The organism is Sessilibacter corallicola (genome assembly GCF_021290925.1).
GTDB classification, from domain to species: Bacteria; Pseudomonadota; Gammaproteobacteria; order Pseudomonadales; family Cellvibrionaceae; genus Sessilibacter; species Sessilibacter corallicola.
In genome coordinates, this window is record NZ_JAJSLX010000003.1 from 1 (window position 1) to 12,130 (window position 12,130).

General features: G+C 37.0%; 16 protein-coding genes. 15 read left to right on the forward strand and 1 reads right to left on the reverse strand.

Annotated elements, in window-relative coordinates:
* Positions 1-38: 38 nt before the first annotated feature.
* Positions 39-347, reverse strand: a complete 309-nt coding sequence (locus LU361_RS14255) for a transposase (RefSeq protein WP_233089551.1) — start codon at positions 345-347, stop codon at positions 39-41.
* Between the two features lie 71 nt (positions 348-418).
* Between LU361_RS14255 and LU361_RS14260 the strand changes: the two genes are divergently transcribed.
* The 15 genes from LU361_RS14260 to LU361_RS14330 all read left to right on the forward strand — a co-directional run bounded on the left by LU361_RS14260 (position 419) and on the right by LU361_RS14330 (position 11,984).
* Positions 419-898 carry a hypothetical protein gene (locus LU361_RS14260; RefSeq protein ID WP_233089552.1) on the forward strand — a complete coding sequence of 160 codons (480 nt, stop codon included), beginning with the start codon at positions 419-421 and terminating at the stop codon, positions 896-898.
* A gap of 537 nt (positions 899-1,435) precedes the next feature.
* Positions 1,436-1,882, forward strand: a complete 447-nt coding sequence (locus LU361_RS14265) for a DUF4262 domain-containing protein (RefSeq protein ID WP_233089553.1) — start codon at positions 1,436-1,438, stop codon at positions 1,880-1,882.
* 665 nt (positions 1,883-2,547) lie between these two features.
* A complete protein-coding gene (locus LU361_RS14270) occupies positions 2,548-2,922 on the forward strand; it encodes a hypothetical protein (RefSeq protein ID WP_233089554.1) in 375 nt (124 codons plus the stop codon).
* Positions 2,923-3,025: 103 nt separating this feature from the next.
* Positions 3,026-3,553: a hypothetical protein gene (locus tag LU361_RS14275; protein WP_233089555.1), complete on the forward strand. Its 528-nt coding sequence runs from the start codon at positions 3,026-3,028 to the stop codon at positions 3,551-3,553.
* A 101-nt stretch (positions 3,554-3,654) separates the two neighbouring features.
* Positions 3,655-3,921, forward strand: a complete 267-nt coding sequence (locus LU361_RS14280; protein WP_233089556.1) for a hypothetical protein — start codon at positions 3,655-3,657, stop codon at positions 3,919-3,921.
* A 655-nt stretch (positions 3,922-4,576) separates the two neighbouring features.
* Entirely contained in the window at positions 4,577-4,873 is a 297-nt protein-coding gene (locus LU361_RS14285; protein WP_233089557.1) for a hypothetical protein, read from the forward strand.
* A 309-nt stretch (positions 4,874-5,182) separates the two neighbouring features.
* A complete protein-coding gene (locus LU361_RS14290) occupies positions 5,183-5,395 on the forward strand; it encodes a hypothetical protein (RefSeq protein ID WP_233089558.1) in 213 nt (70 codons plus the stop codon).
* Between the two features lie 77 nt (positions 5,396-5,472).
* Positions 5,473-6,000, forward strand: coding sequence for a macro domain-containing protein (locus LU361_RS14295; protein ID WP_233089559.1), 528 nt, complete (start codon positions 5,473-5,475; stop codon positions 5,998-6,000).
* 187 nt (positions 6,001-6,187) lie between these two features.
* Positions 6,188-6,610 carry a response regulator gene (locus tag LU361_RS14300; RefSeq protein ID WP_233089560.1) on the forward strand — a complete coding sequence of 141 codons (423 nt, stop codon included), beginning with the start codon at positions 6,188-6,190 and terminating at the stop codon, positions 6,608-6,610.
* 1,396 nt (positions 6,611-8,006) lie between these two features.
* On the forward strand, positions 8,007-8,402 hold the full coding sequence (locus tag LU361_RS14305) for a hypothetical protein (protein ID WP_233089561.1): 396 nt from the start codon (positions 8,007-8,009) through the stop codon (positions 8,400-8,402).
* 662 nt (positions 8,403-9,064) lie between these two features.
* The gene (locus LU361_RS14310) at positions 9,065-9,418 is read left to right on the forward strand and encodes a hypothetical protein (RefSeq protein WP_233089562.1); all 354 of its coding nucleotides are present in this window, start codon (positions 9,065-9,067) and stop codon (positions 9,416-9,418) included.
* A gap of 341 nt (positions 9,419-9,759) precedes the next feature.
* Positions 9,760-10,062, forward strand: coding sequence for a DUF3817 domain-containing protein (locus tag LU361_RS14315; protein ID WP_233089563.1), 303 nt, complete (start codon positions 9,760-9,762; stop codon positions 10,060-10,062).
* A gap of 747 nt (positions 10,063-10,809) precedes the next feature.
* Positions 10,810-11,181 (forward strand): VOC family protein, encoded by a 372-nt coding sequence (locus LU361_RS14320; RefSeq protein WP_233089564.1) that lies wholly within the window; start codon positions 10,810-10,812, stop codon positions 11,179-11,181.
* A gap of 43 nt (positions 11,182-11,224) precedes the next feature.
* Positions 11,225-11,467, forward strand: coding sequence for a hypothetical protein (locus tag LU361_RS14325; protein ID WP_233089565.1), 243 nt, complete (start codon positions 11,225-11,227; stop codon positions 11,465-11,467).
* Positions 11,468-11,726: 259 nt separating this feature from the next.
* Positions 11,727-11,984, forward strand: a complete 258-nt coding sequence (locus LU361_RS14330; RefSeq protein ID WP_233089566.1) for a hypothetical protein — start codon at positions 11,727-11,729, stop codon at positions 11,982-11,984.
* The last annotated feature ends 146 nt before the right edge of the window (positions 11,985-12,130 follow it).

Genomic DNA, 12,130 nt, shown 5'->3' on the forward strand with positions numbered 1-12,130 from the left:
AGAATAGTCACCTTCATACTCTTGAACGATTGCGTACTTCACTCTTGGTTTTTGGCAAAGTACGCCGCAGCCTTTTTTAAAAAATCCATCTCCTCTTGCAGTCGTTTATTTTCTCTACGTAAACGTCGCAGTTCTTCGCTTTCTTTTTTTGAGTAATCGACGCCATCAACAGAGTTAAATTGTTTATCAGAAAGGCGGGTAAATTGACGTTTCCAATTAGCGATTTGTTGGGCACTTACACCCAACTCTTTGGCAACTTGCGCCTGAGTAACACCCGGTTTTTCCGACCGTTTTACTGCTTCTCGACGAAATTCTTCTGTGTAAGATTGATATTTTTTACGTGCCATTTGAGCACCTCCACTTTCAGTTAAATATAACTATAGAAGGTGACTACTAATTGTGGGGCAGTCGGGTGAGTATGAACTCCAATAAAATACCAACAAAGATTCTTTATCTGAGAATAAGAAATCGAATTATTGAAGTTTTGAAAGTAATTGCCGATCCAGCGCTACACGAGTGGTTCGGAGGCGATGAAATTCTTTGTATGTGGGAAGACTGGGTTGATGATCGGAAAATCTCCGAATATACAGACCCTGAATTCTCAAAGGAAGAACAGACCGCAATTCTCGAATTCCACGAAGTTTGGGTTAGAGCATGCGAAAACACACCGCAAGTAATGCCCCCAATTAGGGCGCTAAAAAACAATACATATTGGCTGCAGTTAATAGAACAAGCTAGAAAGGCTCTAATAATATTGTCTATAAGAGGGGGCCTCAATGAAGAATCAGATCCAGTTATAAGCCATTACATCGACGATGTATGCACGAAGAAGAGCGAAATTGGTAACGTACTCGTTCCACCAAGAGAAATAACTTCCACGGAAATCAAAGACCTTTGAATGGATGCTGCCTTTTTCGCGAACGAAGCTCTTAATTTCCCTCTCATTTATGGCGACACCAAAAAAATTTCGTAAAGAATCAATGCGAAACATTGGAAAGTTTCTCTCTTTAGATCTCTATAATGTTTTGATTCCTGAGACACAACTAGCAAAGCGTGATATAAGCAAGAGGCTACTATTGATTGTAAGTATGTAATGTCAGAATCAGGTAGTGAAGGTAACTCAAATGAAGTTATTCAAATTGAATCGAATTCGGGTTCATATTCATTTAATCTTAAGGAAAAAGCGGACATTTCTATAACCCGCAGTACATGCTGCTAAGCACTCAAGTTAAAGGGGAAAACTTGCTAAAAAGTAATATGATTTGTACGTTGGATGAAACCGTCATTTTTGAGTTTGGTTTTAATGTGTATTTTCCAATTTCAGATTAAAACGTATAACAAGTCGCTCAAACGTTAAGTAAAATGTTGTGTTTGCTTTGAACTCACCGTCGCTTGGTTCGTCGTTTAGTGTGTTGTTAGTTTGCATAGGTACATCATGGATCAGTACGAAGAAAAAGCTCTGAAAGATATAGAAGAACACGGTTGCCATATTCTCCATGTCATGGAAGAGGACGAATACCCCAGATTCACCTATTCAATAGGTATCGAAAAGACTTCGGGGCAACCAGAAATAATCATCACTGGTCTAAAACAAGAAATAGCACACTGGATTGCCAACGAGTACAACAATAGGGTTAGAGCTGGTGAAGTATTTAAGCCCAACGAGTACTATTCAGATTTCCTTGAAGGCTTCGAGGTTACATTTAAAGAAGTAGCGCAAGAACACTATTCTGAGCATTTCGGTTGGGCCAACTGGCTTTACAACAGCAATAATTTCAAAGTACTTCAGCTTATCTATCCAAATACGTCGGGTTTTTGGCCTTGGGACTCCGAAGCATCGGAGGATTTTAAGTGGTTCTTACCAAAGCTATACGCAAACTGACAAGGCCATTAATTCGCTTGTTAGGATCGCTGTACACTCGCAAGCTCGCGCCTTTTATGGTGGCATTATGTTTCATGGAGCCCCGAAATTCAGTAGTTACTTGGTATGAAGAAAGAGGAAATTAGTATCTGTTTGAGAATTGTTCGACAATCTATTCATAGAATTGATCCATACTGTCTGCTTGAAGGTAGTAGCCCGATTAATGAATATGATTCTGAAATTAATTCAATTACCTCGAAGTTATCGAGATGCGAATCAGGTAGAGATGTGGTGCACGTAGTTTCGAGAGTTTTGAATCATTCATTTTCAGAGAACTACAAACCCGAGAGTTCGAGGATGAGGGGCAAAAGATATATGAGGAACTAGTTGAATATGGCATTAAATGGAAGCATAACAAGTTACTTAAGCACACTCCGCCAACTAAAGCTGGCGTAGCTGGACGTCTGGTGCGTAGCCGCATCTTAGTATGGCTTTAACTTTACTAAATGAATGCTTGCGCAGATGTTGAACTGATGATTTTAATTACCTTTGCTATATCCTTTATAACAGGAGACTTGGCATCATTTCGTATGCGAAAATTTACGAAGCTAGATGTCTATGATGAGCCGCAATGGAAACTGTTATTGGGAAATGTAGCACTACCTAACTGAACGTTAGCACTAAATATGAAACGAGCAATAATTATTATATTTTTGGCTCTACTATGCTCATGTGACTCGGGCGTAGAATGGCGAGATGAACCTTACGAGGTAATATGGACCGATACTGGAGGTAACCGCACGCTAAATTATGAAATAAGTAAAAATGCTTCAATTGGGCGAGTTAAAGCCGAAGTTATCGCAGTTGGTAGCAATGTTAAATACGTGGTTGCAAAACAAAAATCGATCGATAATGGATCAATCTCGTATTTTTACATAGACAGAGAAAAAGATGATAAACATTTAAACGGAGATGAAATCGCTCAAGGTCCATTTTCGGAAGCAAGGTTTCTGCAAATAAAAGTCGAGCTTGGCCTTCCAGAGTTTAATAGGAAGTTTTAATCTAATGCAAAGTGTTAACAAAGCAACCAACCGGGCTCCTCATTGTGTGGTTCACTTCGCTCTCTTTGCCACACTATGCTCTGCTCGGTTATTACAGAGTTAGATGAAAATGAAGGTTAATGCCATTTTTCTGTTATTTCTCTTGACAGGCTGTGTTCAGCAGGTTGATCTCGAAGAAATTAAAAAAGATTTTGTTGAAAACAGAGACTCATTCGAACAACTGTCTTCAATGATCAAAGAGGAAAATTATGATGCATCTTGTTTTGCTGTAGGCACTGATCGTATAGGAGACTACAGGGGCCATAACGGAAAATGGAATACTAATCAAAATTACGAGCGAAGGATTTCTATCGAACAAGTTCTCAGGGAAGTCGGTATATCTCCTGAGAGGTATCAAGATTACCTGACGAGGTTTAACAAAGTTGATTCGGAGCGAATAGAATATTGCCCTGGAGAACCTAGTTGGATTCGTATTATGGTTCATCGAAGTGGTCTAGCTGTTGCGGGTTGCTTAACAACCATAAATATTAACGGTGATCTTTCGGTTCCGAAAAGTGATATAAAGCCGGGTTATTCTAGTGAGATTATGCCTCTAGGAGATGGTTGGTATCTTAATCATGATTGCACATAAATCACCTTACAAGCGCATTAAAAGTCACCCACAAAAACCATGGGCTGGACCGCTAATGCTCACCTTTTATGTGAGCGTTACGTTTAGAAATTTGAATCTCCATGTTTCTAGAAGAGTTAAAGAAAGAATTGAGGGATCTGTTTGATACCGAGTTAGTACAAGTATTAGCGGATGTTTTGGCGCTCCAAGAACCCTATAAAGACGAGCCGCTCTTTAAATCATCAAAGTTGTTCATTGGTATTTACTGTGAAAATGAAGAAGACTCCTTTGTTAAAGCAATAGCTTACCGAAGAAATGGAGAGCTGGCTCCTGATTGGGGTTTCTATCAAGATAAGGAATCAAAAATAAAAGGCAGCGATTACACGTAAAATTGTATAGAATGTATTCCCCAATTTTCAAACGTAAATATAACAATCTGTCCAAGGCTCTAACTCTTTAGCTGAGCGTTGTCCGTCCTCTGTGGAATTTTCTTGGTTCTAAATTCATTATTTTCTGCTGTATAAAATTGAAAGTTTTTGTCGCTGTGACTTGAGTGAACTAAAGTATTAATTAGAAAACGTGGTTACTAATTTTAAACTTTTATCAGTTGCGATAAATCTTCCCGTCTGCTCTTCCTTGGTGATCTTAAATTGCGGTAAATTTTCAGCCTGTAAGTCTGTATTTTCTTTGTCCGCATTATTTGGCAGTCAATTTGGGCTCTCAGGAACGCTGGTTTCATGGTAAATTAGGGCTTAGCGAAGCGATTGTTATAACTTCAAAGAACTATGAATGTGAATACTGAAGTAAAAGTACCTGAAAGACCGAGTTCATTTCCGGGAGTGAGTAGTGATCTTGTCGTTATTCCTCCGGTCACTCATCCGGGAAAGTACTTGCATAAAGGTGAGTTGCTATTCTGTGTTGATATTGGCATTGGGAATTTACATAATCTGGAGTGGTCGGTTGTAACAAGTTACTGCAATTCGTTCCGACCTCAAATACGGGCCTCTACCGAAAGCACAAAAAGCATGCGCTGTTAAGTGTATTATGAATGTCAATCATATTTTAAGTGTCGAAAAATTAAGAGACGGAGGCTCCTTAATAATCAGTTTTCAGGCAGATGATTCTTGTGAATATTGGTTAATGCTTCCAAAGACAGGATATGAAGATGATGAGATTGTATACGGTTCACCTGTGTTGATAAATAGAACAACGAGCATCGAGATTGATTTAAAATGGAGCAGCGCAAATGCTTTGCTTCGTCGGTTTGAGTCATATATTAAAAAAGACAGATATCAAGCCATATTAAGCAAAATGCAGGGTGTAATAGATGGTAATACTTAACAAGTTTGTATGTTTTATGGGTGTCTTACTTACGCCAGTGTATTAACCCTAACAAACTGCTCAATCCGACTTCTACTGCATTTCTAATTTTGTGCTTAGCCGCTACGCTAACACAAAACAATCAACTCCATTTTGGCGGCTTATGTATAAATGAAACTACACGAGATAGATGAAAAATATGGCGAATACATCGGCTATTCAGTTGTGTTAGTGCCATTAATAGGTTTTCTACTATTTATTGAGGCAGTCACTTTATACGGCCTTTTACTGGCAGGACTTTCCATTTGTAGTATTTGTGGGATCTACTTAATGGAAGTAGCATTAATCAACCACGGATTAAGCGTTATTAAACAAAGGTCAAAATCGACCATTTTTTGGTCTAGCACATTAATTGGTTTATGTTCGCTGGCCTTAATCACATACATGGTTGGCATCGTAAACTTAAAAGTGTTGTACGTAGGGTTGGGTTTAGTAACAACGTTTTTGTTAGTCAATCGTATCGTGGGGGGTGATCATGCATAACAAGCCGTACCAATCACTATTTTCGGTCGCCGTGACATCCAAAACTTATCTGTCTTTGTGTGGACATTAAGCAACCTATGACTATAAAACTATTTCACGCTGATATTTTTCAAAATCAGGATGAAGGTATTGTCTTAACTGTGGATGGCGCTGCTAGGGGAATGGAAGGAAATATTGCTCGTAGTTTTGCGAGAGTGTATCCCGATATCTGGGAAGAAGTTGACGAAGAAATTAGTTACCCTATTGTTCTTGGTAGAGCACAAGCAATTAAAATCCACTCTGATTATGATTTTCATAATAAATACTGTTTTATCGCCGCAACTTTAAACCACATAGACACCTTATCCGATCGAGAGAAGCTGGATGTGCAATCAAGTGCCCTAAGACATGTGTTGTCACTGGCTGAGTCTCGACGACTAAATAGCATCGCTACTACTATCATGGTCGGTGGTTGGCGTCTCGAACTAGAAGATGCCCTGGTCAATATGGTTAAAGTTATTCAGAGGGCAAATGAATTATCTTCCCAGGTTCCGGATGTTTCAGTTTATGTACTTTCAGAGCAGGAGTTTTTAATGGCACATGAGCTTTTGACGAGGTACCTTTAACGAAGCGGTCCATTACCGCAGCGTTAGGCTGAAACAGCTGTATTACGACTTTAGTAATTTGCCAAAGAGAGAAATAATATACAAAAATAAATCCCCAGTAAAAAGAAAAAATTACTTATTAAACGCTATTTTAAGCAGTATGGGTACGAAATATAATATCTCTCTCAGATGTATACGTCCACAAATAATGTGGCCTCTGCAAAGCTCGCTACCGACCGCCTTTTATGTAGGTATTATGCGCAATAGAGAAATGAAAATTTTATTTATTGAAAATCATCCTCACTTAGGAAAAATTGTAACGGATAAATTTCTATACAATCATGAAGTCACATTGATGCCAAGTATAGAGATCGCAATAAAAATGACTAGAGAAGCAAAATTTGATGTGGCTCTCGTCGACTATGATCTTGATGATGGGAAAGGTGACAATTTTGTGAGATATGTTAAAGGAGAATTCCCGAGTTTACCTTGTATTGCAGTGTCATCTCATGAAAGGGGAAATCAAGCATTGCTGTCTGCTGGAGCCGTAGATGTATGTAGTAAAATGAAGTTCTCTGAAATATTAAAGATAATTGAAAAGGTGCTAAATAATAAAACTAAAAACACATAAAACGCACTCACACTTGCCACCTGATGTGGCAGGAACCTACATTTCACTGTGCCCATATAGTAGTAGTGTGCTCATGTAACGATTTAAACTAGACAAGAAATATACCACGTTAATAAAAAGATGTTATGTAGTTTTTATGTTTTTATAGTGTCTTTAGTTTTAAAATTTTTTCCCTTTATTTCTATCGAGAAATGTAATTTATCCCTTCAGTAAAAGAAATATTTCATTAAGCAATATTGAAGGTATTATGATTGCTGATGAGTTTCAGAAAGACAATCGTATACATGGAGTTTGAATCATTACCAAGAACGCGATAGATCCATTTAGGCTGGAGAAGTGCGAAACTATGATTTATTACTCTATCTATGAATATAACGCTATAGAAATATTTTTGTAGCTTGTGCCGCTTTCGTATGTGCTATTTGTCTTAATCCGTAAAATAACTTCGTTAACTAAAATTGATCATATACTTTCTCAAGTCCTATTAGGTAGTTTTAGGTGGGCACAACAAGAATCTGAAAATTTAATTTTTTGGTGTCATTGTTGATTTTTTATATTATTTCATTGCTCTTCTAGTGCAAGTACATAATAAATAGATCTAGTGGATAATCACTACGTAGTTGTTTCTAATTTGAGCGTTAACAGAAAATAGTTTAGAATTTTTAATCCAAGTTATAGCTGTGCAAAATAAAAGTTTATGGATGAGCTTATTTGGTTTGTATTATATTTGAGTTGTCTTATCTGCTTCAACATATGTTTACAGTCGTAGGCTTGGTGCTCGATAGTTATGAATTTATGGGTTTTTCTTATATATTTTCAATAGTTGCTATTGGCTTGAGAACTAGATCTAATATGGAGGATTTTACTATTGAGTTCTTATTTATATAAACTTTCGTTGTGCAAATAATTCTTTGATAATAATTAAATTGCGGATTTTGGTTTAATGACAGCTGCATATAGTGCGATTAACTTCGCGTCAATACGGTCGGTTTGAGCTATTTGATTTGTGACTTTTGCGTATTATCGCCATGGCGTGATAGTTAACAATTTTTCGAAAATGAATTTTATGCCAGTTGTGTAGTTTTTTGAAAATAAATATTTCTTTCATGAATGTCGACATCGAGTAAAAGCTCACTTACATTTATAGAGTGTTATTCTCCCCGATAGGTTTGCGATAATAACTCTATCTTGCTAAATTCAGGTTCGACGTTAAACTCAGCCCAACTTATTCGACTATTCAAGCAAAAAAGAATCTGTAAACTAGCTGCCACTTAATTACGGGCTTCACTTTAATAGAAAGAAATTATGGGGAATTATCCATACAAGACCAGACACAGCTGTTTGGATTTTTATATTTTGTGTTCCATAGCAATCTAGGCATTTATAAAGGATATGAATGAACGACGAAGTTAAAGAGGTAATCGATATTATTGAAAATCTTGAAGTAAGGGTAAATTCATATTGGAATTTTTATGTGGTTGTTGTTCTTGCCACAATCGGATGGTTAATGTCATCCAGAATACCATTTACTATGAATCAAGGTATTGCCTTGATAATTTCCGTCAGCTTATTTTTTCTAGCTAACTTCTCAGTATTGAAGTCTAGTACAAAAAGGATCATAGCATTTGAAAGTGAACTAAATACAATTGCTAATGGCTTTAAATTCAAATCTACCATGTTAAGAAAAGAACTATCCAAACCGGCAATTAGATACCGATTGGCTTCGTCTTATTTATTACATATAATTATCGATGTCGCGATTATATATACAATTTGGAGTAAGCTGGCTTAATAGAGAGTTGTCAACTATCTTGAGAGCTTCGTTGTGCCTCGTGTTGGACTTTCATGGTATTTTCTCGGTACTAATTTTCTATTTAGAAGGATGTTAAGTTTCGTCGAAAATGAAAAGATCTTCGCTTATAAAGGTGTATGCTAGCACCATGTTTTTGTAATCGGAGTTTTATTTCATCCATATCGGAGTATTGGTTTGGGTGTCGCTTTCTTTGGTATATTTGGCCCCAGAATTTTTCTGGTGCCAGTGATATAGCAATGTTTGTTACATCTGTGGTGTTATTGTTAGCGCTATTAGCATCTATTAGTTACAGTGTAGTGTTTACTTTTTGTATGAGCAACGGAGGCATGAGTGGCAATGTTATACAGAGCTAGTTATTTAAATTTTTTGTGTTGCTACAACTGCCGGTATATTAAAAAATTCAGTAAGTTAAAATAGTAATGCCACTGCATGTTCTTACACTCTTTTACGTATTTCTCTATCCTTATTTCAATAAATATTATGTAAAATTTTCTGGTCTAAAAGACGGCTTAAAAATTCTCAATAGTTGATAATATATACCAATAACGTTGTTTATGTACTATTGCTTCAGATGCTCTATTTGGACAATTAAAGTCTTGCTTTGTCTAACAGCAAACTAAATTTTAAGTGTACACGCAACTATGACATTACCGGTTACTACCGCTAAAGTAACAAAAGATCGATTCTTTGGGCCGGAACGTGAATTAAAAAGAGGCACAAAACACTTTCGTGGCGGTGCAAAAGTATACGTCATAGATGCGTACTGGGGCTCGTGTGACAGTGTAACTGTTGTTGGTCATCATAGAGCGAGTGGGCGTTATATAAAAATTGACATGCTGGTCAAGCATCTTACTGATTTTAAGTTTGGAGTTGCATACAGCCCAACCGTCGTTAATTTTATCAGGGAACACTTTGCTGATCGTGACCCCTACACAAAAGAATATGACCAGTCGATCTTAACCGTTTTGCCTGAATGGAAAGCTGTGTGGTCTTGAGTGAAAAATGATCGATACATGGCATCCGAAGAGTAGTCTTCGGCAACTTGCTTTGTGTTATGTTTATAACCACGCTTTTTTGATCCGTTGTACCTCTAATTTTCTAATATTTGTCCTTTTTCCTCCTTTTTTCACATGAACTCTCAATGAATTTTAGCTCTTAAGCCATCGATTTCATGGTAAATTACTATCTATTCAGAGCAGCTATACTGCTTCAAAATGCTGAACAATTGGATTAGATAGAAAGTCTCTAAAAGCTTTCTATTTGTTTAGGTATTATGCATTCCTGTTGAGTTTTAGATGGGTAGTTTTTGGTCGTACCGAATAATAACGGAGTCAAAATGTTGAAATTATTTCGTGTAATCAGTGTATTAGAAGGTTGTTCTTATTTGGCAATTTTGTCTGTTACTGCTGGTTTTATTAGCAGAGACTATGTTTTTGCACTGGGAGTCTTACATGGAGTGCTTTTTTTAGCCTATTTAATGTTCTCATTACAAGTATCACATAAAAAAGGTTGGTCAATATTAATTTGGTTATTAGTGTTTATTGCCTCTATTATCCCTTTTGCATTCCTGATTGTAGAATATTACCTTCGTCGAAAACCTACTGTTAGTGAGGAGTCTGAAGAGAACGTGATAGCCTAGTTTGGGGGGCGCAATAAACCTTAGGTTCAGCCGCGCTCGGTATTAACAGCTCTGTGAAAGATGAATAGTATCAGTATTTAAGAATCTTGATTGCGCAGCTTGCACATCGAGCTGCCCGATTTTTTAGGTGTAAATGACGTTATAGGTAGTTGCGTGGCTAGTATGAAAGAACGTCGGTGGCGTAGAAAAAATATTGAAAATAAACCAGAACCTAATTTTTTGAACGCTTATTTGGATTAAAAATTTATTCTCTTCGAAAAATGCTGGGTGCCTCAATGGCAAGTTTTTGTGTGGCGGTTCTAATGTCAGTCGATGTGTTTAAAGATGGTCATTTGGAAATTAAATGAGCAAAAGTTGGTGGCCTAATTGCGTACGGTATTACGAGTTTTTTTATCTTAATTTCTCTTTTTATGATTATTGCTACGTTAAAGGAATGGAAGGCGTATAACAGGTAGCAATAATTACGTTTCTTTATATTGCTGTGGTTGAATATCTAATGGCACAGAACAGATGGCTTCAAACCTTAAGTAGATAAGAGCAGGTTGATTCGGTTCTTCTCTTTTCTCGCTCATATTGACTAATTCTCATCTCTCATACCCACACAATTCGTGATAAATTAATTCCTAATCGAAGTAATTTGATTGCATCAAAGTCTTATAGGTAAACTGGCAATTTAGATAGCTACAGAGCATTTCACCGTGCTCAAGTGTTAGTCCGTACATTAGAAGCCTAATTTAAGGAGAGAGCATGTTTGACCATGTTGTGTTTGGAGTCCGTGACTATGAAAAGTCGAGAGAGTTCTACCTTAAGGTTTTAGAACCTATCGGTGTGGCAGTAGTGTCAGAAGGAGAGCTGGGTATTGAGCTGAGTTCAGATGGTAAGTCATCATTGTGTATTCGTCGTAAGCTTGAAAAAAATCCAGCGCATCTACACTTGGCTTTTGTAGCTGAAAATCGAGCACAGGTTCAAAGTTTCTACCGCATAGCTCTGGAAATAGGAGCCGAAGACAACGGCGGCCCAGGTTTACGGCCAAATTACAGTGATCAATATTATGCAGCTTACGTCATCGACCCAGATGGTCATAATATAGAAATGGTTTGCCATGAAGATATGAGTTGAAAAGTGCTTTTGTAGCTATTATTACTTGAGAGAATTTTGAATTATGCCAAGTATTGTTGAAGTAAAGACTACAGGTGAATTAAAAAGTATGCATACCGGTTCTTTGATGTCTCGAAGGAAAAAATTACTCAAATGCGAAGAATCACAGTTAAAGAGTGATCGCAATCCTGACTACGAAGTGGAATTAGGTACTATAGAGTTTAAAGATAGTAAGGAGTGGAAAATTGCTTACTTTCAACTAAAGGAAGAGTTGTCTAAACGAGAACATTGGACGGGCAAACGGTAATAAAAATCTGAAATTCTCATTAGAGTCTTATAGTCGACCAGAAGCCCATAAATTTTCCTCGAAAACTTTCTCATTTACCGTCCCTTAAGAGAGCTTGCTACTCTTAGTTTTTATCTCTCAGATACGTTAGTTTTATGGTAAATTAACGCCCATCTAAATTCACTAGTATTACTTCGAGGAACACGTTAGGTGAATTGCGTTGAGAGCTGGTGTGTTCCTTCAATTTGTCTGGATGATATAGCTAGTCGAGGAAAATAGAGTGTTAGAAGAACTGAAAAAAATGAAATGGTATGATCAACTGTTTTGTGCATTACCAATTGGCCTAGTCGTAGTTGGTGGTGCCATAGGTGGAGTTTTTGGTGCGTTGGCTTTTACGTTGAATATAAAGGTCTTCTCGAAAGAGCTTTCTTCATTAAAAAAGTATATTTTTACGTTGCTTATTACGTTAGGTTCGGTAATTTTGTACCTTGTGATTATTATCGTTTTGGCTTTACTATTCCCTGGTATTTTCAGTTAGTTTATCTACGTCAATTAAAGGGTGAAAGATGTATTGCGCCTGCGACATTGTATTAAATCTATGGTAAAAACCTAAAGAGAGTAAATACAACTTCGAAGAAAAATGTACTAAAGCCTTATATCATTCCACCAGATCTAGTGCACCAC